The 22,151-nt window shown below is 68.5% G+C and carries 16 protein-coding genes; 9 read left to right on the plus strand and 7 right to left on the minus strand.

Translation table 11 applies throughout. The features are described from left to right. The first annotated feature begins 2 nt into the window (after positions 1 to 2). The gene (locus ACFWPX_RS06435; RefSeq protein WP_378926487.1) at positions 3 to 1,130 is read left to right on the plus strand and encodes an acyl-CoA dehydrogenase family protein; all 1,128 of its coding nucleotides are present in this window, start codon (positions 3 to 5) and stop codon (positions 1,128 to 1,130) included. Positions 1,131 to 1,178: 48 nt separating this feature from the next. Here ACFWPX_RS06435 and ACFWPX_RS06440 read toward each other — a convergent pair whose 3' ends face one another. Next, positions 1,179 to 1,805, minus strand: coding sequence for a hypothetical protein (locus ACFWPX_RS06440; protein ID WP_378916927.1), 627 nt, complete (start codon positions 1,803 to 1,805; stop codon positions 1,179 to 1,181). A gap of 258 nt (positions 1,806 to 2,063) precedes the next feature. On the opposite strand from ACFWPX_RS06440, the gene ACFWPX_RS06445 reads away from it, so the two are divergent. Beyond that, the gene (locus ACFWPX_RS06445; protein WP_378916924.1) at positions 2,064 to 2,342 is read left to right on the plus strand and encodes a hypothetical protein; all 279 of its coding nucleotides are present in this window, start codon (positions 2,064 to 2,066) and stop codon (positions 2,340 to 2,342) included. A 53-nt stretch (positions 2,343 to 2,395) separates the two neighbouring features. Further along, entirely contained in the window at positions 2,396 to 3,223 is an 828-nt protein-coding gene (locus ACFWPX_RS06450; RefSeq protein WP_378926488.1) for a GNAT family N-acetyltransferase, read from the plus strand. Here the strand turns inward: ACFWPX_RS06450 and ACFWPX_RS06455 are convergent. The 3 genes from ACFWPX_RS06455 to ACFWPX_RS06465 form a co-directional block, all read right to left on the minus strand. Further along, positions 3,220 to 5,187: a serine/threonine-protein kinase gene (locus tag ACFWPX_RS06455; RefSeq protein WP_378926490.1), complete on the minus strand. Its 1,968-nt coding sequence runs from the start codon at positions 5,185 to 5,187 to the stop codon at positions 3,220 to 3,222. The genes ACFWPX_RS06450 and ACFWPX_RS06455 overlap by 4 nt on opposite strands. Then, positions 5,163 to 7,025 (minus strand): protein kinase, encoded by a 1,863-nt coding sequence (locus ACFWPX_RS06460; RefSeq protein WP_378926492.1) that lies wholly within the window; start codon positions 7,023 to 7,025, stop codon positions 5,163 to 5,165. Before ACFWPX_RS06460 ends, ACFWPX_RS06455 begins: the two co-directional genes overlap by 25 nt. Before the next feature lie 137 nt (positions 7,026 to 7,162). Next, entirely contained in the window at positions 7,163 to 8,332 is a 1,170-nt protein-coding gene (locus ACFWPX_RS06465; protein WP_378926493.1) for a serine/threonine-protein kinase, read from the minus strand. Positions 8,333 to 8,449: 117 nt separating this feature from the next. On the opposite strand from ACFWPX_RS06465, the gene ACFWPX_RS06470 reads away from it, so the two are divergent. The 6 genes from ACFWPX_RS06470 (at position 8,450) to ACFWPX_RS06495 (ending at position 16,007) form a co-directional block, all read left to right on the plus strand. Continuing rightward, positions 8,450 to 9,220, plus strand: coding sequence for a deoxyribonuclease IV (locus ACFWPX_RS06470; RefSeq protein ID WP_378916909.1), 771 nt, complete (start codon positions 8,450 to 8,452; stop codon positions 9,218 to 9,220). 102 nt (positions 9,221 to 9,322) lie between these two features. Continuing rightward, positions 9,323 to 10,252 (plus strand): TauD/TfdA dioxygenase family protein, encoded by a 930-nt coding sequence (locus ACFWPX_RS06475; RefSeq protein WP_378926494.1) that lies wholly within the window; start codon positions 9,323 to 9,325, stop codon positions 10,250 to 10,252. A 68-nt stretch (positions 10,253 to 10,320) separates the two neighbouring features. After that, positions 10,321 to 11,532, plus strand: a complete 1,212-nt coding sequence (locus tag ACFWPX_RS06480; protein WP_378926495.1) for a CaiB/BaiF CoA transferase family protein — start codon at positions 10,321 to 10,323, stop codon at positions 11,530 to 11,532. Positions 11,533 to 11,695: 163 nt separating this feature from the next. Further along, a complete protein-coding gene (locus ACFWPX_RS06485; protein WP_378926496.1) occupies positions 11,696 to 12,610 on the plus strand; it encodes a hydroxymethylglutaryl-CoA lyase in 915 nt (304 codons plus the stop codon). Between the two features lie 92 nt (positions 12,611 to 12,702). Next, positions 12,703 to 13,479, plus strand: coding sequence for an ABC transporter ATP-binding protein (locus ACFWPX_RS06490; RefSeq protein WP_378916897.1), 777 nt, complete (start codon positions 12,703 to 12,705; stop codon positions 13,477 to 13,479). Continuing rightward, complete coding sequence (locus ACFWPX_RS06495; protein ID WP_378926499.1) at positions 13,476 to 16,007, plus strand: ABC transporter permease; 2,532 nt, start codon at positions 13,476 to 13,478, stop codon at positions 16,005 to 16,007. Before ACFWPX_RS06490 ends, ACFWPX_RS06495 begins: the two co-directional genes overlap by 4 nt. 69 nt (positions 16,008 to 16,076) lie before the next feature. Here the strand turns inward: ACFWPX_RS06495 and ACFWPX_RS06500 are convergent, their stop codons facing one another. The 3 genes from ACFWPX_RS06500 to ACFWPX_RS06510 form a co-directional block, all read right to left on the minus strand. Beyond that, positions 16,077 to 18,317 (minus strand): ADP-ribosylglycohydrolase family protein, encoded by a 2,241-nt coding sequence (locus ACFWPX_RS06500; protein WP_378926500.1) that lies wholly within the window; start codon positions 18,315 to 18,317, stop codon positions 16,077 to 16,079. 87 nt (positions 18,318 to 18,404) lie between these two features. Continuing rightward, positions 18,405 to 19,568: a VWA domain-containing protein gene (locus tag ACFWPX_RS06505; protein WP_378926501.1), complete on the minus strand. Its 1,164-nt coding sequence runs from the start codon at positions 19,566 to 19,568 to the stop codon at positions 18,405 to 18,407. A gap of 88 nt (positions 19,569 to 19,656) precedes the next feature. Continuing rightward, a complete protein-coding gene (locus tag ACFWPX_RS06510) occupies positions 19,657 to 22,134 on the minus strand; it encodes a DUF5682 family protein (RefSeq protein WP_378926503.1) in 2,478 nt (825 codons plus the stop codon). Positions 22,135 to 22,151 lie beyond the last annotated feature (17 nt).

Consider the following 22,151-nt stretch of genomic DNA (forward strand, 5'->3'; position numbering starts at 1 on the left):
ACATGGAACTCGCACTGACCGACGAACAGACGATGCTGCGTGACACCGTGCGCGAACTGCTGCACCGGTTCTACGACGGCGAGGCGCTGGCCAAGGCCGGCGACACCGACCCCGGCTGGAACCGCACGGTGTGGAAGCAGCTCGCCGACCTCGGGGTGCTCGGGCTGACCATTCCCGAGGAGGATGGCGGCGTCGGCGCGGGCCCGGTCGAGGCAATGCTGGTGCAGGAGGAGCTCGGCCGCGCGCTGGCTCCGGAGCCGGTGCTCGACTCGGTGGTGATCCCGGCCGAATTGCTGCGGCTGGCAGGCAGTGCCGAACAGCGCCGACGGCTGTTGCCCGCGCTGGCCGAGGGCATCACCCTGCTCGCCTTCGCCCACACCGAGCCCGGCATCCGGTGGCCCTCGACCGAGCTCACCACCACCGCGGTGGCCGATGGTGACGGGTACACGCTGACCGGTGTGAAGAATCCGGTGCTGCGTGGTGACGTGGCCGATGAGCTGATCGTCAGTGCGGTGCTCCCGAGCGGCGGGACCGGCCTGTTCCTGGTGGACCCGAATCAGGACGGCGTGCAACGACGTTCGTACCGCACGTTCGACGGTCGCCGCGCCGCCCAGTTCGACTTCGACAACGCGACCGGCGCACTGCTCGGCGACAACGTCGACGCGGCCGAGCAGATCGCCCAGACCCAGGGCTACGCGCAGGCGGCACTGTGCGCGGAATCGGTCGGGGCGATGGAGGTCGCGCTCACGCTGACCACCGAATACCTCAAGACCCGCAAGCAGTTCGGGGTCACGCTGTCGAAATTCCAGGTGCTCACCCAGCGGGCGGCGGACTGCTACGTCTCGCTGGAACTGGCCCGCAGCATGAGCCTGTACGCGACGGCGGCGCTGGCCGACGGCGGCAACGATCCGGTGGTCGCGTCACGGGCGCGGTTGCAGGTGGGCAAGTCCGCCGAGCACATCGGCCAGGAGGCGATCCAGATGCACGGTGGCATCGGCGTCACCGCGGAGTATCCGGTGAGCCACTACGTTGCCCGGTTGACCGCGATCGGGCAGACACTCGGTGGGGCACTGGAACATCGGCGCGAGCTGGCCGATCGGATCGGCGAGTACGACCTGGTCGAGCTGTAGCTGTTCGATGATGGTGCGCGCCCGGTTCGGGTGCGCACCATTGTCGTGTCAGCCCTCGGCGGTAGTGGGGGCCGGGGTTTCGGTGATCGTCGACGTCTCGGTGGTCGCTGCCGGGGTCGGCGTGGCGCCGGTGTCGGCCGGGACGACCCTGGTCGGGGTCGCGTGGTCGAAGACGTGGGTCGGCGGATAGTCCTCGGCCGCTTCGTCGTCGCTGCGGGGCGGGGTGACGGTGCGGGTCGGGTTCGGCCGGGTGGGGATCTGCGGCCGGGTGGTCGTCGTCGGTTCGGCTTCGGTGGTCTCCGGCGGGCGCAGCGCCGCCTCGGGCGATCGGGATTCCGTTGTCGCCTCGGCCGGGCGGGACTCGGGAGCCGGTTCGCCCTCGGGCGGTGTCTCCGACGGTGAGGTCTCGGTGGAGCTGAGGCTGAACGGTTTACGCGGCGACATGTACGGCGCGATCCGCCAGCTCGGCGACGGCGGGATCGAGATGTGCACCGTCGTCGAGGTGGGCTGGTCGGCGGCCCGCGCGGGTGCGGCGGCCAGGTCCGCGCTCAACGGTGGCGCCGGAACGTAGACATCCTGCTGTCCGACACCGCACGCACCGATGATGATCAGTCCGAGCGACACCGCGCCAACAGCGACTGCCGGACCCACGAACTTGGCCCTGCTGTTATCCATCGCCTGCTTACTCCTCGTCGGCTTCGAGATCGCCTCACAGTAGTTCAGGTCGGGCCGAAGAGCGCATTTTAAACGCATGTGGTCCAGATATCGGATTGATCAATTCGGCGTGTCGTGGGGACGTGTCGCGCACGTTCGGCGTCGCCGAGTCGTAGCGTGTGTGAGCAAAGTTACGCATGAGACGCCCGGACCGAAACCCCTGACGCGCGAGGTTTGCGCGACGCAAAGTATCTGATCGGCGTCATCGAGGAGAATCTCATGGGAGCACTCTCGACACCCCGGCTGGAAACCGCGGCGGCGAACACCGATTCGGCCACCGACGGGCATCTGTCATCGACACCGCCCGGCAACCGCGCCTTCGCGATTGCCGCACGGATCATGGGCTGGTTGTTCTTCGTCGGCGGACTCGTCGGCGCCGGCCTCGGGATCGCGGGCCTGCACGTGGAGATCGCCGTTGCCGGGCTGATCCTGGCCTGTACGGCTGGCCTCATCCTATTGAAGCTGCGCACCGATCGGGACGCACGCGAAACAACCTGAGACACCTCATAATTCGAATGCGGCCCCGGGTGTGAAGGCTTACCGTCGATACGGTGCGCATCGAGATCACCGCTGACGCGGCCCGGTTCCTGGACGACGTGCAGCCGTTCCTCCATGGCGATCCGCTGCGCCACACGGTCATCGCGACTGCCATGGTGAACCGGATCAACGGCAGGTCCGGCGGGATGGCGACGCAATTCCTGAGCGTCCGTGACGGCGCGGGATCCGTCGTCGGCCTCGCGCAGTGCACGAACGGCGCCGCCTACCTCGGTGAGCTGCCCGCACACGCCATTTCGGCCGTCGCCGATGCCTTCCCGGCGCATGGCATCGCGCTGAGCAGTGTCGAGGGCGTCGACGCCGACGCCGCTGCCTTCGCGGCGCACTGGTCGAAGACCAACGGCGGTACCTACAGCGAGAAGTTCTCGGTCCGCCTGTTCCGCCTCGGCGCCCTGGATGTGCCAGATGCTCCTGGCGCACCGCGGCAGGCCACCGTCGACGATGTGGCCGTCTGCATCGCGATGACCGAGGAGTTCGGTGTGGAAGCCGATGTGCCACATCGACTCGACGAGACGGCGGTGCGCAAGCGCATCGAGGCCGGAACCTCGTGGTTGTGGGAGCACGACGGCAAGCCCGTCACGCTGGTCGCCCGGCACGCGGCGGTCCTCGGCTGGGCCAGGATCGGGCCGGTCTACACCCCACCGCCGTTCCGGGGCAACGGGTTCGCGAGCGCGCTGACCGCCACGGTCGCGGGCCGGATTCGCGCGGAGGGCGCCGATGCCTGCCTGTTCACCGACCTGGCCAATCCGACCTCGAACAAGATCTACCAACGCATCGGCTTCGAGCCGGTGCGCGACTTCGTGCACTACGCACTGACTGCTTAGACCAGCGGGGCGGTGTGCCACCAATCCAGCATCTGCGCCTCGTCGGCGATGAAGCCGCGGCTGTACATGAGCATGCTGTCGCGGCCCGGGTCGCCGTCGAAGCGGGTGACCATGCGCGGTGATCGCGGCTGGCTGTCGTGCAGGACGAAGTTCGTGTAGGTGCGGTCGGTGTGCGTCGTAGGGCGCACATCATTGGCGGGCAGGCCCGAGATCGCTTGCGCGGCCAGGCCCGCCGACGGGTAGAGGAAGAATTCGTAGGTGGCCTTGTTGCCGCCGCCGAAGCAATGCCACATGACCGACCAGTCGCCCATATCGGCGTCGTCGGAATCGCGGCTGGCGCTCGCGCGATCGTAGGCGAAGCAGCCCGCGTTGCCCAGACCTGAACCGGCATGGACGAGGTTGCTCGCCGAGGTGTGCGGCAGCATGCGGGGGAACTCGTCGCTGAGTTGTGCCGCGTTGGCGCCGACGATCTGCCGGTCGGTGGTCGGACGCGTCGTCGACGTCAGGCGCTGGGGTGCGGAGGTCGTCGCGTCCGCGGAAGACGGTGCGACCTCGGAGGTTTCGAGACCAGGCCGCCCCGAGGCGCCTGCGTCGCCGTCACCGCCGAACGCCTTCACGAGAATCCAGCCGAGGAACACCACGGCGGCGATGATCACCAGCCAGCCGATCGGCGAGCCCTCCCAGCGTGAGTTCCGCTTCTTGCCGAGATACTCCTCGGCGACCGAGGAGCGCCCGCTCGTCTGCCTGGAACGCCCGGCGTCGCGGGGACGCTGCGCGAGGGCATTCGGCGCGCTCGCATGGTGCGGAGACGACCCGCTCGGCCACGAAGGACTCGGCTGTGCGGGCCACGGTCGACCGCGCACTCCGGCAGGCCACTGCTGACCAGAGCTCGGCGCGGCGTTCGCTCCCCACTGCGGGCCGTACCCGGGTTGGCCGCCTGCCGCCCACGACTGATCGGGACCGGTTGTGCCCGGCCATGGCGTCTGTCCGCCCGGTGTGTTCGGGTCGGTGTGTCCGGCAACCGGGTAACCGGCGCCCGGGGTGAAGGGCGAGTTCGGCGGGTAGGTTCTGGTCGGCGCCGAGCCGTGAATCTGCTGCGGGACAGGGTGACCGGCCAATGCCCGCAAGGCTGCGGCGGCGAATTCGGCGCAGGTGGCGAAGCGTTCTTCGGGGCGCTTGGCCATGCCTCGGGCGATGACCGCGTCCAGTGCGGGGGTGATGCCCGATCGGAGGGTGCTCGCTCGGGGCGGGGGTTGCTGGAGGTGGCCCTGGATCACCGCGACGGGGTTGGTGGCATCGAAGGGGGTGGTTCCGGTGAGGAGCCGGAAAAGCGTGCAGGCCAGGGAGTACTGGTCGGCACGGCCGTCGAGGGTGATGCCGGAGAGCTGTTCGGGGGAGGCGAAAGCCAGTGTGGCCGTGAAGGTGCCGGTTTGGGTGAGCTTGGCGGCGTTGTCGTCGTGCAGACGGGCGATGCCGAAATCGGTGAGGTAGACGCGTTCGGTGCCGTCGACCGGTTCGATCAGGATGTTGGCGGGTTTCACGTCGCGATGCAGCACACCTCGGCTGTGCGCGAAGTCCAGTGCCGCCGCGGTTTCGGCGACGATGCGGACCGCGCGTGCCGGGTCGACCGGCGATGGCAGCGACGACGCGTCGGCACCGTCGATGTAGCGCATCGAGATCCACAGCTGATCGTTCTCGACACCCCGGTCGTACACGGTGACGATATTCGGGTGCTCCAGCTGCGCCACGAGATCGGCCTCGCGTTCGAACCTGGCCCTGATCTCGTTGTCGAAGAACAACTCCCGGTTGAGCAGCTTCATCGCGGTGCGGCGTGGCAGCCGCGGATGGCGCGCCAGGTACACCGAGCCCATGCCGCCGCGGCCCAGCAGTCGTTCGATCGTATATCCGGCGAAAACGCCGCCCTCGTCCTGTATCGACATCAGTTCAGCGGTGCCGAGCGCCACCAGCGCAGCACCTCGTCGGCCGTGCCGTAGCCGTCGGTGTACATCAGGAACTGGGCGCGGTCGGGGTCGCCGGTGAACTGCGTGATGATCTTGTTCCCGTTGTCGGTGTATTTGTAGTTGGTGTACTGCTTGCCGCCGTTGCTGTCGGTGGACTTGGTGTTGGTCGGCAGGCCGTCGAGCACCGACTTGGCGTCGGCGGCGGAGTCGAAGGCGTAGATCCGGTAGAACGGGTCGTCACTGTCGCCGCCGCCGAAGCAACTCCACAGATGGACCCAGGCGCCGAAATCGGGTTCGCCTTCCGCGGGCGATGGCGGATCGCTGTTGTCGGTCTCCCAGCAGGTGGCGCCGTTGTACCCGGTGGAATCGTCGACGGTGGCGGGCACGATCCGGCCGAATTCGGCGCTGATGGCCTCGGCGTTCGGGGTGATGTGCTTGGCCGCTGTCGTTGTCGTCGTGCGCTCGCCGCCGCCCGCGTCATCGCCGCTGGCCGCGATGCCGATGCCGATCAGCAGCACGATCACCAGGAGCACCGCGATGACGATGCCGATGATCAGCCCGGTGTTCGACTTCGACGGCGGTCGCTGTCCCTGCGGATACCGGTTGAAACCACTGGCCTGTGGCTGCGGCGCGGACTGGTACTGCGGGCGTGACTGGGGGGTGTAGGGATTCTGCGAAGCGCCGGTCGGCGACTGGTTCATCGGCCGCTGGGTACCCATCGGACCACCGGTCATCGGCCCCTGCGCGGTGCCCATCTGGCCGCCGGTCGTCGGCCCGTGGGTGCCCATCTGGCCACCGGTCATGGGGCCCTGGGCGGTGCCCATCTGGCCGCCGGTCATCGGGCCGTGCACGGTGCCCATCTGGCCGCCGGTCATCGGACCCTGCGTGGCAACGGGATACGGCAGACCGGTCTGCGGAATCGCGCCGCCCGTCGTGGGTCGCCCGGCGATCGGCAGCGACCCACCGGTGCCAGGTCGCGAACCGACAATCGGCAGCGCGGGCGCGCTCGGACTGTTCAGCGCCTCGATCGCGGCCTCGGCGAACTCCGAACAGGAATCGAACCGGTCATCGGGCCGCTTGGCCATCGCCTTGGCGAGCACGCCGTCCAGCGCGTAGGAGAGTCCGGGCCGCACACTGCTCAACGACGGCGGCGGTTGCTGGAGATGGCCCTGGATGACCGCGGCCGGGTTGGTCGCCGCGAACGGTCCCGAACCGGTGAACAGCCAGAACAGCGCGCAGGCAAGGGAATACTGGTCCGAACGGTGGTCCAGCGCGGCGCCGGTGAGCTGTTCGGGTGAGGCGTAGGCGAGCGTCGCGGTGAAGGTGCCGGTCTGGGTGAGATGGCCGGTGTCGTCGCGCAATCGGGCGATGCCGAAGTCGGTGAGGTAGACCCGTTCGCCACGGCCCGCGCCCGAGCGGGCGAGCAGGATATTGGCCGGTTTCACGTCGCGGTGCAGCACGCCCATGCCGTGCGCGTAGTCCAGCGCGTCGGCGGTCTCCTTCACGATCTGCAGCGCGCGGGCGGGCGGCAGCGTCTGCGGATCCACCGATGCCGCGTCGACGCCGTCGATGAACTGCATGGAGATCCACAGCTGTTCGTCGTCGTGTCCGCGGTCGTAGACGGTGACGATGTTCGGATGATCAAGGCGCGAAACGAGATCGGCCTCCCGCTCGAAGCGCGCGCGCACCTCGGCGTCGAAGAACATCTCGCGATTGAGCAACTTCAGCGCCGTCATCCGCGGCAGGCGAGGATGCTTGGCTAGATAGACCGAACCCATGCCACCACGACCGAGCTGCCGTTCGATGACGTAGCCGGCGAAGACATCTCCGTTGGCCAGCATGTCTGCTCCACTTCCCGCCGCGCGCCGGGACCCACCAGCGCACGCGCGTACAGCATAAAAGCCGCGGCCGAGGTTGCCCGCCACGGGAAAATCAACGAAACCTTATCAGTCGGCGACGACGCCGAAGGCGGCCACGATCACGGCGGACGCCGCTGCTGGGGCGGCACGATATAGCCGGGATGGTTACGGCCACCAGGCAAATCGATGGTGCCGGGGCGAGCGGTTCCGCGCCGCGGTGGCACCGGGCCACCCGTGGACGGCCGCGGCGCATGCGGGTGCGGCTGCGCGGGAGTGGTCGGCGGGGTGTGCGCGTGTGGGTACGGCTGCGCGGGGGTGGTCGGCGGTGGCGCGTTGCGGTAGGGCTGTGCCGGGGTTTGCGGCCGGGGATATCCCGGTGCCTGCGGGTACGGGTCGCGGGCGCGCAGAACCACGCCCGCCGCGGTGTACTGCTGCTGGTGATGCCACGGCCCCGGCACCGCGAACAGCGCGGCCTTGGCCGCCTGGGCGAACTCGGCACAGCTGGCGAAACGCGACTCGACTCGCTTGGCAGTGGCCCTGGCCAGCACCGCGTCGAGAGTCGCGGGCAGATCGGGGCGCAGACTGCGCAGCGGGGGAACGGGCTTGCTCAGGTGCGCCTGGATCACCGCGCCAGGACTCGGTCCGGGGAACGGCACCGAGCCCGTGAGCATCCAGAACAGCGTGCAGGCCAGCGAATACTGATCGGCGCGATGATCCAGCGGAGCGCCTGCCAGGTGCTCGGGCGCGGCATAGGCCAGGGTGGCGGTGATCGTGCCCGCCGAGGACAGCGTGGTCTCGCTGTCACGCACCGCCGCGATGCCGAAGTCGGTGAGCACCACGCGTTCCGGGCGCCCGATCGGTGGCTTGGCGAGCAGGATGTTCGCCGGTTTCACGTCGCGGTGCAGAACGCCGCTCGCGTGCGCGAAGTCCAGTGCGGTGGCGGTCTCGGCGACGATCTGTACCGCCCGGCCCGGGGTCAGCACGTTCACATCGGCGGTCGCCACATCGGTGCCCGCCACGAACTGCATGGAGATCCACAGCTGATCGTCATCGGTGCCGCGGTCGTAGACATTGACGATATTGGGGTGCTCGAGCTGGGCGACCAGATCGGCTTCGCGTTCGAAGCGGCGGCGGATCTCCTCGTCGACCGACAGCTCGCGGCTGAGCAGTTTCAGCGCGGTCAGCCGGGGCAGCCGCGGGTGCCTGGCCAGGTAGACCACGCCCATGCCACCCTGGCCGAGCACACGCCGGATCGTGTACCCGGCGAACACGTCGCCTTTGCGCAACACGCGAAGTCACCCCCTCCAGGGCAGAGCACCCGCCCGAAATTCTACCGATGTATCTCCCGAAGCCACCGCGGTGCAACATCGGCCGAAGTTGTCGGTGCCTGATATTAGGGTGGGATCATGCGCATTGGAGCACACGTTCGCGACGAGAGCGATCCGATCGGCTTCGGCGAGAAGCTCGGTGCCGAGGTTGTCCAGATGTTCGTGGTCGATCCGCAGAGCTGGGACAAACCCCAGCCGCATCCCAAGGCCGCCGAGATTCTGGCCAGTCCGATCGATGTTGTCGTGCACTCGTCCTATCAGATCAATGTGGCGAGCCTGAACAACCGGCTGCGGATGCCCTCGCGTAACGCGGTGGCACAGCAGGCGAAGGCGGCGGCCGATCTCGGTGCGTTCGGGCTGGTCGTGCACGGGGGGCACGTGCGCTCCGATGCCGAGCTCGACACCGGAATCGACAACTGGCGCAAGCTGTTCGAACGTCAGCAGGACAAGGGCGGGTTCGCGGTGCCGATCCTGATCGAGAACACCGCGGGCGGCAATCACGCGATGGCACGGCACTTCGATTCGATCGCGCGACTGTGGGACGCGGTCGGGGACTACGGTGCCGGTTTCTGTCTCGACACCTGTCACGCGTGGGCGGGCGGTGAGGAACTTGTCGGGGTGGTCGAGCGGATCAAGGCCATCACCGGTCGCATCGACCTGGTGCACCTGAACTCCTCGCGCGACGAATTCGATTCCGGCGCCGACCGGCACGCCAATTTCGCCGACGGCACCATCGACCCGCAATTGCTCGCCGAGGTCTGCCGCACCGCGGGCGCCCCGGTGATCCTGGAAACCCCGGTCGACGGCGTGGCCGACGACCTGGCCTACCTGCGGGAGAGCCTTGGCTGAGCGCCTTCCGATCATCCCGAGATAAAACCTGTCTGCGGGGGCGTTTTCGCGGTGTGCTTGCTACACAGCAAACCGATCGAGAACGAATTGAAGGTGATCCCCATGACGGTCGACACTGCTACCGACACCACCCTGACGGTGACCAAGCTCGGCGCCCACATCGGCGCGCAGATCGATGGTGTCCGTCTCGGTGGTGATCTGGACGCGGCGACCGTAGCGAGGATCCGTCGTGCGCTCAACGAGCACAAGGTGATCTTCTTCCGCGGCCAGAACCACCTCACCGAGGACGGCCAGTACGAGTTCGCGCAGCTGCTCGGCACACCGACCACCCCGCATCCGACGGTGAAGTCGGCCGGTGTGAAGAGCTTGGCCATTGATTCCGAGCGCAGCCGCGCCAACTCCTGGCACACCGATGTGACGTTCGTCGACCGGGTGCCGAAGGCATCGATCCTGCGGGCCGAGCACCTGCCCACCTATGGCGGCTCGACCACGTGGGCGTCCACGGTCGCGGCCTACAACTCGCTGCCCGCACCGCTCAAGGTGCTGGCCGAGAACCTGCGCGCGGTGCACACCAACCTCTACGACTACGCGGCAGGCGTGGACAAGGTCCGTCCGAGCCAGGTCGAGTACTCGACGGAATTCCAGTCCGATGTGTACGAGACCGAACACCCCGTCGTGCGGGTGCACCCCGAAACCGGCGAGCGTTCGCTGCTGCTCGGCCACTTCGTGAAGCAGTTCGTCGGGATCCCGGCCAGGGAGTCGGACCAGCTGTTCCGGTTGCTGCAGGATCGGGTCACCAAGCTGGAGAACACCACGCGCTGGAACTGGCTCGACGGCGACGTCGCGATCTGGGACAACCGTGCCACCCAGCACTACGCGATCGACGACTACAACGACCAGCCGCGTCGCCTCACCCGGATCACCCTCGCCGGTGACATCCCGGTAGGTGTCGACGGGCAGACCAGCACCGTCCTGAAGGGCAACGCCGAGGACTATTCGATCATCGAGGAAGTGGAACTCCTCGCCAGCTGAACTATCGGTTCGCCGCCGGGCCCGCATGTGCCCGGCGTCACCTGGGGTCGCACTGCGATACTGCAGCCATGAGTATTCGGCCGTTGGACGGTGTTCGCGTCCTGGAACTCGGTAACTATGTTGCCGCTCCTACTGCCGGACGTATTCTGGGCGATTTCGGCGCCGAGGTGATCAAGGTGGAGCGCCCGGGAACGGGCGACGAATTGCGCAACTGGCGGTTGTACGGTGGCGATACCTCGATGCTGTATCGCACCGTCAATCGCAACAAGAAGTCGATCGTGCTGGATCTGCGCACCGAGGCGGGGCGCGCGATCGTGCTCGATCTGGTGAAGCAGTGCGATGTGCTCCTCGAGAACTTCCGGCCGGGGATGCTCGAGAAGTGGGGGCTCGGGCCGGAGGCGCTCGAAGCAGCGAACCCGAAGCTGGTGATCACGCGTATCTCGGCATACGGGCAGACCGGGCCGATGGCCGCTCGGCCTGGATTCGCCGCGGTTGCGGAGGCGGTCGGTGGCCTGCGTGAGCTGGTGGGCGATCCCGATCGGCCGCCGGTGCGTACCGGGGTATCGATCGGTGATTCGATCGCGGGCATCTACGCGGCCTTCGGGACCGTGATGGCGCTGTTCCAGCGCGAACGGGTGGCGGCTCCGGTGCCGCAGGTGGAGCGGATCATCGACGTCGCGCTCAACGAGTCGATCCTGTCGGTGATGGAATCGCTGATCCCCGACCACCTCGCCTACGGCATCAATCGCGAGCGCGTCGGCGGCCGGATGGAGGGCATCGCACCGTCGAACGCCTACCCGACCAGCGACGGTTTCTCCATCATCATCGGTGGCAACGGCGACGCCATCTTCCAGCGGTATATGCAGGTCATCGGCCGCCCCGACCTGGCCGTCGACCCCGAACTCGCCGACAACAACGGCCGCTGGCGCAACCGCGAACGCCTCGACGCCTCGATCGCGGAATGGACGATCGGGCGCACCCGCGCGGAAGCGCTGAAGGTGCTCGACGACGCCGCCATCCCGTGCGGCCCGATCTACACCGCCGCCGACATCGTGGCCGACGAGCAGTACCGCGCACGCAATATGATCCAGACGTTCCCCGTCGACGTGGGCGAGGCGGAACCCAAACAGGTGGGTTTCGGTGGCATCGTCCCGGTGATCGGGGGCGCATCGCTGCCGATCCGCAATGTCGGCCCCGACCTCGGCGAGCACACCAGGGAAGTGCTCGGCGGGCTGCTCGGGATGAGTGAAGATCAGATCGACGCGCTGGAGGCACTGTGACGAGGCGAGTACACGGCAGGCGCCGCCCGCCGGTGCGCAACAAGTGGGAGCCGCGCGGTCCGGGTCATGTGCGTCCGACGGTCCACCCCACCCCGGCCAGCGTGGGCGACAAACCGTGCGGTGGCGTGATGTGCGTGCCGACGCAAGAACCCGAGCAGCGGCGATGACCGCACCGCTGTTGCGGGACGTGACGCTGCGCGACGGTCTGCAGCTCACCGGCAAGGTACTGCCCGTCGAGCGGAAGGTCGACGTGGTGCGCAGGCTGCTCGCCGCCGGTGTGCCCGCGCTCGAGATCGGTTCGATGGCGCGGCCCGATCTGGTTGCGCCGATGGCCAATTCGCTCGAGTTGATCGCGGCTCTCACCCCCGATGAGCTGGCGAAATGCTGGGTATGGGTGGCTACGCCGCGCCACGTCGAGAAGGCCGCCGCAGCCGGTGCGCGCAATTTCCAGTACTGCTTCTCGGTGTCCGACGCGCACAACAAGGCCAATATCGGCCGCGATACCGAGACCTCGGTGGCCGCGATGCCCGACGCGATCCGCCTGGCCCACGAGGCAGGTGGCGAGATCCAGCTGTGCCTGGCCACCACCTTCACCTGTCCGTTCGACGGTCCCGTCGATCCGGAGCGCGTCCTCGCCATCGCGAACGACCCGCGCGCCGACGGTGCCGCCGACATCGTCCTGGCCGACACTCTCGGCCAGGCCCACCCCGGTCAGGTGAGCGCGTTGGTCGCCGCCGTCCGCGACACCACACCGCCGCGCCGCATCGTCTTCCACGGTCACGACACCTGGGGCATGGGTGTGGCCAACACCCTCGCCGCCGTCGCCGCGGGCGCCACCATGGTCGACGGCGCGCTCGGCGGCCTCGGCGGCTGTCCTTTCGCCCCCGGTGCCAGCGGAAACACCGCCTCCGAGGATATCCTCTTCGCCACCCGACCCGACTGGTTCACCCCGGCCGCGCTGGCCGATCTGGTCGGCCTCACCGAAGGGCTCCTCGACGAGCTGGGCGAACCCAACCGCTCCCGCGCGCTGGAAGGCGCGCGCTCGGAGGCCGAGGCGTTCGAGTGGGTCGTCCACTAGGTTTGCCGGGTTCACTGAGAGGTCAGTAAGACCTGCGGTATCGGGGGGATCCCGGATGGCGCGGTTCACTCCTGCCAGCCAGACTGGACAGCATGACTTCGCACGCCATGGGGACCGAGGCCGTCGACGCGGCGGCCGCCACCGATATCGCGGCCGCCGCGCTCGATCTGGTCAAGCTGTACGGATCGGGAGATACACAGGTCAAGGCCCTGGACGGAGTGTCGGCTGACTTCGCCAAGGGTGAGTTCACCGCGATCATGGGTCCATCCGGCTCGGGCAAGTCGACGCTGATGCACTGCCTGGCCGGGCTCGACAGCGCCAGCGCGGGCGAGGTGCGCATCGGTGACACCCCGCTCACCGGCCTGTCCGACAAGCAGATGACGGCCCTGCGGCGCGACCGGATCGGGTTCGTCTTCCAGGCGTTCAACCTGGTCCCGACGCTCACCGCGCTGGAGAACATCACCCTCCCGCTCGATATCGCTGGTCGCAAGCCCGACCAGGAATGGCTCGACACCGTGGTCAAGCGTCTCGGCATCGGCGACCGCCTCGAGCACCGGCCGTCCGAGCTGTCCGGTGGCCAGCAGCAGCGCGTGGCGTGTGCGCGTGCGCTGGTGGGCAAGCCGGAGATCATCTTCGGTGACGAACCGACAGGCAACCTGGACTCGCATTCCTCGGGTGAGGTGCTCTCGATCCTGCGCGCCTCGGTCGACGAGTTCAACCAGACCGTCGTGATCGTCACCCACGACCCGCGTGCGGCCGCCTACGCCGACCGCGTCGTGTTCCTCGCCGACGGCCGCATCGTCGACGAGCTGCGTGACCCGACTCAGGATTCGATCCTCGACCGGATGAAGGCGCTGGAAACCCGATGAGCTCACCTATGCGCAAGGTCGCCTTGCGTAACCTCGCCGCGCACAAGGTGCGGTTGGCATTGACCCTGCTGTCGGTGGTCCTCGGTACCGCCTTCATCTCCGGATCTTTCGTTTTCACCGACACGTTGCAGCGCACCTTCGACGGCATCTTCGAAGGCCAGGCCCAGGGTGTGGACGTGCGCGTCGGCCCCGCGGATCGTCAATCGCTGGGGCTGCCCACGAATATCGTCGACGCCCTGGCCAAGCACGAGGGTGTCGCGCGGGTCGCTCCCGCCGTGAACGGCCCGGTCGTGCTGCTCGAGCCCGACGGAAAGAAGGCCGTCCAGACCGGTGGCGCACCGAGTTTCGGGCTGTCCTACCTGCCGCCGGACAAGTCCGTCGAGGAGCCGAACAAGTTCGTGGCCGGTGCCGCGCCCACCCAGCCGAACGAGATCGCCCTCAATACTGGTGGCGCCGAGAAGGCCGGGCTGAAGGTCGGCGACAAGACGAAGGTGCTGATTCCCTCCAAGGGCGATCCCTTCGAGGTGACACTGTCGGGCATCTACGAGATGCCCGGTGCCGAGGGCGGCGGTGTGGTCGCGGTGATGTTCACCGAGCCGCAGGGCCGCAAGCTGTTCACCGACGGCTCGCACGTGGCCTACGCCGATATCGCGGCGGCGCCCGGAGTTTCGGCCGATGACCTGCGCGACCAGCTCGCCGCCGGGCTGCCCAACTACAAGGTGCAGAACTCCGACCAGGTCCGCGAGGACATGAAGAAGGAGGTCTCCGAGGCCCTCACCTTCATCAACTACTTCCTGCTCGCCTTCGGCGCGATCGCGCTGATCGTCGGCACGTTCATCATCTACAACACCTTCTCGATGATCGTGGCCCAGCGGCTGCGCGAACTCGCGTTGCTGCGCGCGATCGGGGCGAGCCGTCAGCAGGTCGGCCGGTCGGTGGTCGGCGAGGCCCTCGTGATCGGGTTGATCGGTAGCGCGCTCGGGTTGGCCGCCGGTATCGGGTTGGCCTACGGGTTGTCGGTGCTGCTCAACGCTTTCGATATCGGACTGCCCACCGGTTCGCTGACGGTGTTGCCGCGGACCGCGATCGTGGCGCTGCTCGTCGGCCTGATCGTCACCGTGGCCAGTGCCTACGCCCCCGCTCGACGGGCCGCGAAGGTGCCGCCCGTGGAAGCGATGCGTTCCGAATTCGCCAGTGCCGGTGACTCTTTGCACGTACGCACGGCGATCGGCGCGGTCATGGCCGTTGCCGGTGGTGTGCTCGTCTACGTCGGTGCGCAGGGCACCGGCAAGGGCTCGGCGGTGACCGTCGGTGTCGGTGCGCTCGGGTTGATTCTGGCGGTGCTGCTGGCGTCGCCCGCACTGTCGCGCCCGATGGTGCTCGTGCTCGGGGTGCTCACCAGGCCGTTCGGCCCGATCGGGCAGATGGCGCGCAACAACGCCACGCGCAACCCGCGTCGCACCGCGGCGACCGCGTTCGCGCTCACGCTGGGCCTGATGCTGGTCTCGGCGATCGGCATTCTCGGCGCTTCGGCGAAAACCAGTGTCGGCGTGCTCATCGACAAGGGTGTGAAGGCCGAATACGTGCTCGCCGGTCCGCAGATGATCGGCGCGCCGATCGGCGCGGTCGACGCCGTGCGCACCGAGGTGCCCGGGGTCAGCGACGTCACCGGGATCCGGATCGTCGCGTTCAAGGTCGGCGACGACCAGATCGGCGCCACCTCACCGGACGGTCCGATCGATCCGGTGATGGACATCGACATGATCAGCGGCACGAGCACGATCCCCGCCGGTGGCGCACTCGTCGACGAGACCGAGGCGACCGCCCGCGGGTGGAAGCCCGGCGACAAGATCGCCATCACCAGCCTCGACAAGAAACCGCTCGAGCTCACCGTCGCAGGCATCTACGCCAACACACCGCTGCTCGGACCCATGGTCGTCGATCCCGGCGTCTACGAGCAGTTGATGCCGCAGAGCCTGCGCACCAATATCTTCGTGCTGGTCAAGGCCGTGCCGGGAACGGATCTCACCGCGATGCGGGCGAACCTGGAGAAGGCCACCGAACCGTTCGTGGTGGTGCAGGTCCAGGACCACGAGGAGTTCAAGGGCGCGCAGGGCAAGCAGATCAACACCCTGCTCGCCATCCTCTACGGGCTGCTCGCCTTGGCCGTGGTGATCGCGGTGCTCGGCATCATCAACACCCTGGCGCTGTCGGTGGTGGAGCGCCGGCGCGAGATCGGCATGCTGCGCGCCGTCGGCACCCAGCGTGCGCAGGTGCGGCGCACGATCTACCTGGAATCCATGCTGATCGCCATCTTCGGCGCCATCGTGGGGCTGGTGCTCGGCATCGCGCTCGGCGTCGGATTCCTGCGCACCCTGCGCGATATGGGCATCGACCAGATCACCATTCCCTGGTCGCAGCTGGTGATCGTGCTGGTCGCGTCCGGCGTGGTCGGTGTGCTGGCCGCGGTGTGGCCGGGTGTACGGGCCGCACGGACGCCCCCGTTGGCGGCTATCGCGGATCTCTAGGCGCTACAAGCACTTCGGCCCCCGGTGGAATTCTCCGCCGGGGGCCGAACTGCGTCAGGTGGTCGGCGATTACGCCGGGTAGCGGTTGAACCAGTCGTCGGTCGGCTGGCCGTAGTTGTCGGCCGGTGGGGTGAGGCCGAATTCGGTGCAGTAGTCGGCGGCAAGGCGCTCGAGGACGCGACGGGCGTCGACGGTGTCGAACCAGCGGCGGGGTAGGGCGTTGCGGCCGTAGCGGGCGCCGAGCAGGCTGCCCGCGATCGAGCCGGTGGCATCGCTGTCGCCGGAGTGGTTGACCGACAGCAGGAGTCCGGTGCGGACGATGTCGTGGGGCGCGCCGCCGAGACCCTCGGCGGCGAGGGTGGCGAAGACTGCGATCGAGAGGGCTTCGGGCCCGATCCAGCCCTGGCCGAGGGTCTCCACGTCTTCCGATGTGGGATAACGCCGTTCGCGTTCGATCCGGGCGGCCAGCCGGTGTGCGGCATTGAGAGCGGCCGAGGTTTCCTCGTGCTCGGGGTAGTTCGCGAGCTCGACGCGTGCGCGGGAGAGCGCGGTGGCGAGGTCGGCGCCGCGCGCGAGCTGATAGATCAGCGCGGACAGGGTGCCTGCGGGGAGCCAGCCGCTGGGGTGGCCGTGGGTGAGCGCGGCGGCGTCACAACCCAATTCGAAGATGGCGTCGGTAGCCGCACCGGAACGATCTGCGGCGTAACCGAATCCGCACGGGGCGGCGCGCATCACGGCGCCGCTGCCCTTGGAGCGGTTGATCGGCTGGGCGCGGGTGCCGAGCGGATTGGTCGGCGCGCGTCTTTCCGCCGCGTGGCGCAACGCGGTGTAGACCGAATTGGCCACGCCGCGTTGCTCGGTGAGTTCGGGATAGTCGCTGAGCGAGCTGTACAGCGCGAACGGCTGGTCGGGCATTTCGGCGACCTGTCCGCGTAACCACACGAGCAGGCCCTGCTGGAGCAGACCCATCGTCGCGCCGCCGATGCCCTTCGCCCTGGCTCGCACCGAGCCCCGGATCAGCGCTTCCACGGTGAACGCGGTCAGCTGGGTCTCTTCGGAGATGCGCAGCGGGTCGATGTCGGTGACGCCGGCCGGGCCGTACTCGGCCCGGATCTGTGGCAGCGAGCGGGTTTCCACGGGAGCGCCGAGCGCATCGCCGATCGCGCCGCCGAGCAGGCAGCCGTGCACGGCGTTCAGCCACAGCGGGGCAGCGGTCGCTACGGCGTCCCTGGTCCGGGGGCTCGATGACTGCGTCCGTGAAATGCCGTGTGCGGTCGGTTCCAGTGCGGGATGGGCCTTCCGGGCCGCGTCGAGCCCGCGACTGTTGAGGGAGACGAGACTTTCCGGCTCGGTCGAGGTGTGGCGAACAGCGGTCGGGTCGTGGCGCCCGGCGGTATGCGGCTGACTCGGCGACTTGTGTGGCGCGGCACCGGTACCCGGCCGCAGCGCCGAGGTAGCCCCGGATGTCGGGCGACGGAGGGCTTCGGTGAGTGCGGTGGCGAAGGCGATGCAGGTGGGGAAGCGGTGGGTGGGGTCTTTGGCCATGGCCTTGGACAGGACCGCGTCCACCGCGGTGGGGAGGGTGGCGCGGCGGGTGCTGGCCGCGGGGGGTGGGGTGTTGAGGTGGCCGAGCATGACGGTGGCGGGGTTGGGTGCGTCGAAGGGGCCGGTGCCGGTGAGTAAGCGGAATACGGTGCAGGCCAGTGAGTATTGGTCGCCGCGGCCGTCGAGAGGGGCACTGCTGAGTTGTTCGGGGGAGGCGTAGGCGATGGTGGCGGTGAACTGGCCGGTGCGGGTGAGGCCGCCGGTGTCGTCGAGGAGTTTCGCGATGCCGAAGTCGGTCAACACCACTCGTTCGTCGAAGCCCGCGCCGACACCCGCGGTGCGCGACAACAGGATGTTGGCGGGCTTCACGTCCCGGTGCAGAACGCCCTGGCGGTGGGCGTAGTCGAGGGCGCTGGCGGTCTGGGTGACGATCTGGACGATCCGCTCGCTCCCGAGCTGCTCTACCGGAACCGCCGAGGCGTCGACACCGTCCACGAACTGCATCGCGATCCACAGCTGTTCCTCGTCGATGCCACGGTCGTAGACGGTGATGATGTTCGGGTGGTCGAGCTGAGCCACGAGGTCGGCTTCGCGCTCGAACCTGGCCCGGATCTCGAAGTCGGCGAACAGGTCACGGTGCATCAACTTCAACGCGGTCAGCCGTGGCAGCCTGCGGTCCCTGGCCGCGTACACCGCGCCCATCCCGCCGCGCCCCAGCTCACGCTCGATGACGAAACCGGCGAACACCGCCCCGCGCCGCAACATCGCCTCACCCCGTTCACCGAACCCGATCGTTGGCAGCCTAGTTGGCCCGGGCTCGGAACGCTCCCGAGTCCCGCCACCGGGGCGCGATTACACCGCCGGGGCGTTGGTGTCGGCCCAGCGCGTGATGTCGCCGCGGTCCAGCGCGGTGGCGAGCAGATCCGGGAACTTGTCGGGGGTGCAGGCGAAGGCGGGAATGCCCAGCGCTGCCAGTGCCGCGGCGTTGTCGTGGTCGTAGGCGGGTGCGCCTTCGTCGGAGAGGGCGAGCAGCACGACCACCTGGACGCCGGCTTCCTTCATCGCATTGCAGCGGCGCAGCATCTCGTTGCGCACGCCACCCTCGTAGAGGTCGGAGATGAGCACGAACAGGCTGTCGGTGGGACGGGTGATCAGCGTTTGGGAGTAGGCGATGGCGCGATTGATGTCGGTGCCGCCGCCGAGCTGGGTGCCGAACAACACGTCGACGGGGTCGCTGAGCTGGTCTGTGAGGTCGACGATCTCGGTGTCGAACACGATCAGCGAGGTCTTCAGCGACCGCATGGAGGCGAGAACAGCGCCGAAGACCGAGGCGTAGACGACGCTGGCCGCCATCGAACCGGATTGGTCGATGGCAAGCACCACATCGCGCTGGATCGACTGCGACTTGCGGCCGTAGCCGACGAGCCGTTCGGGCACGATGGTGCGGTGTTCGGGCAGGTAGTTGGCGAGATTCTTGCGGATGGTCCGATTGAAATCGATGTCACGCAGTTTCGGGCGATGGGTGCGGGCGGCACGGTTGATGGCACCCGACACCGCGGCCACGGTCTTGGCGGCGATGCGTTGCTCGATCTCACGCACCACCTTCTCGACCACCATCCGCGCGGTGGCCTTGGTGGTTTCGGGCATCACCCGGTTGAGCCCGAGCAGTGTGCCGACCAGGTGCACATCGGGCTCGACCGACTCCAGCAGCTCCGGCTCCAGCAGCAACTGGGTGAGGTTCAGCCGCTCTACCGCGTCGCGCTGCATCACCTCGACCACCGTCGCGGGGAAATAGCTCCGGATGTCGCCGAGCCAGCGGGCCACCCGTGGCGCCGAACCACCCAGTCCGCCGGACCTTTTCGTCGAGCCGCCGGCCTCGCCGGTGTTGTAGAGGGCACTCAGGGCCTGGTCCATGGCCTGATCCGCGCCGGAGGACAGGCCGCCTAGGTGCTCGTCGGCGGCGGTGCCGAGCACCAGACGCCAACGGCGCGACTGAGTTTCGTCGGGATCGGTCATCGATGCTCCTGGTGATCGAGCGAGAGATCGGGGTGCGGTATCGCGAGGGTGTTGTGCACCGCCCGGCGTTCGAGGTCTGTGGAGGTGGTCACCCTGCGGCTCCGAGGATCGCGGTCGCCGCGCGGAGGGCCCGTTGCCCGCGGATCGGATCGACGGCGGTGGGGCCCGCGGGTGTGGTCGGTGCCGAGCCGGTGTCTCGGAGGGCCTGGCTGATGGCTCGGCGCTCGCCGGATTCGAAGGAGCCGAAGGTGCGGCGCAGCAGCGGGAGGGTGGCGACGAACTGGTCCTCGTTGAGGCCGCGGAGCCATTCGTCGATGCGGCGCAGCAACTCTCGGTCGTGGACCAGGAGCAGGCCGCGGCCACCGAGGAAGCCGTCGATCCAGGCGGCTTTCGCGGCGGGGGTGTTGCCGACGGACAGCGCGGCGGCGAGGCGGCGGGCGGAGTCGGCGTCGTCGATGCGTTCGGCGTCGCAGAGCAGGCGCACCGCGCGGCCGCCGATCGCGCCGTGCACGTCGTCGCGGTCGGCGATGCGTTGCAGGGTCGCCAGCCATTCGGTGCTGGCGTGCTCGTCGTCGCGGGTGCTGATGGCGGTGTGCGCGGCGTCGATCTGGGTGCGCAGGGCCTGCGCGGCATCGGTGTCGAGGCCGGTGACGGAGCCGGGCAGGCCCGCGCAGATCCGTACCAGCAGGCCGTCGGCGACGTGGGCCAGTGCCTTGGTGTCGGTGCCACGGACATCGCCGTAACGCAGCGTGCGGGTCAGGCCGGGCAGGGCGCCGAGCAGGTGGGTGACGTCGTGGTCGAGGGCGGCGGCGGCTTCGAGCCTGGTGATCAAACCTTCGGTGGCACCGCCCAAGTCGGCGAGCAGGGCCATTTCCAGCGCGTCGGCGAGGGCGGTGACGGTGACGTCGTCGCGGCTGGCGGTGTCGAGGATCTTCGTCTCCGCGGCGGTGCGCAGGGTCGTTCCCCAGACCGCTGCTTCGACGATCCGGACTTCGAATTCCGGCTCCCAGCGCAGGGTCCACGTCTCGCGGAAGGTGCCGGTGCTGCGGACCTCACCGGTGGTCGGAGTGCCCCAGTCGATGCCGAGCAGGCGCAGGCGGTGCAGCAGATGCGAGCGTTCGACATCGCGTTCCTTGCGCAGGTCGAGGTCGACTGTGCGGGCGAGCGACTCCTGCTTGAGCCGCAGGGTTTTGCTGCGCGCCCGCAGATCGGCGGCCAAGGGGACCGTGGGGGTGTCCTCGGGGACACCGCCGAGCGTCTCGCCGACGACGAGTTCATCGATCACCAGCCGCAGCATGGTCTCGTCGCCACCGCACATCACCGACCGCACAGCCTCGGTGACCTCGGACAATCCCGCCAGCGGCCTGCCGCGCAACGCCGCGAGGGTGTCGGCCAGCCGCACCGCTTCGATGATGTGCGCGCTCGACACCGGCAGATCGTGCTCGCGCAGCACCCCCGCCACTTTGGTGAGCCAGCGCGCCACCGGCCGCTCGGTCTCGGTGAACAGATGGTGGTACCAGCCGGGCGAGGTGACGCCTGCCCCGTAGCCCGATCCTGCCGCCAGCCGCGAATGCGTCCAAGGCACCCAGGTCAACGCGACTTTCGTCTTCGGTAGCCCCTTGAGCAGTCGCGTATCCGGTGCGGCCGGGCCGAGCGGTTCGACCAACGCCGGTGCGTGCCAAGCGCCACACACGACCGCCAGTCGCTTCGCGCCACCCTTGAGCACCTGCCGCATCACCTGCCGCATATGCGCCTCGCGGACCAGCGTGTGATGGTCGACGATCAGTGGCGCGATCGGGGCGTCTTGTCGATCCGCGTCCGCCGGCGACTCGAATCCGGTTGCTGTCGAGGGTTTCTCCGACAGCTCCGGAGGGTCGAGCGGCGATACGGACACCGGGTCGGGGATTTCGGTGTCGCTCGGCGTAGACACGCCGAGCCGCGGTGGAGCGGTTGGCGTGGTCCCGGTCGCGGAGTGTGGGGCGTCCTCGCGCAGGGCGGTCATCGCTTCGGTGATGGCGTCGAAAGCCGCACTGTCGGGGACAGATTCGACGACGGCGTCCCACCAGCGTTCGGCGTCGTCGTAGCCCGCGGCCGAGGCGAGCGCGGCGAGTGGGTCGGAACCGCCACCGCGAGCGTCGTCTTCGGCGGCGAGGACGTTGGCTGCGGGGAGGTCGCAGAAGCGGACGGGCACGGCGTGGTCGACGCCGTAGCGCATCGCCTGCCATTCCGGCGAGAACGCCGCGAACGGCCAGAATGCCGCGCGGGCAGGCGAATCCGGGACGTAGGCGAGCAGCGCGACCGGTGGGGTCATCGTGTCGGCGGCGACGAACCCGACGAGGGGATCGGCGTCGGCCGGTCCTTCGATGAGGATGGCGTCGGGACCGAACTCCTCGAGCGCGTGGCGCAGGGAGCGCGCCGACCCCGGACCGTGGTGGCGAATGCCGAAGACCCGCGTCACCGAGGCAGTACCGGCGACCGGTGCGACGCTTGCCTTCGCGTCTGTGCCCGGATCGTTCGGTGTGCCGGTATCGGGCGCGGATCCGGTGCCGACCTGTTGTTCAGTCATCGAAAACCCCATGTGTG

Origin of the sequence: Nocardia sp. NPDC058518, assembly GCF_042719655.1 — a bacterium.
Taxonomy (GTDB): Bacteria; Actinomycetota; Actinomycetes; order Mycobacteriales; family Mycobacteriaceae; genus Nocardia.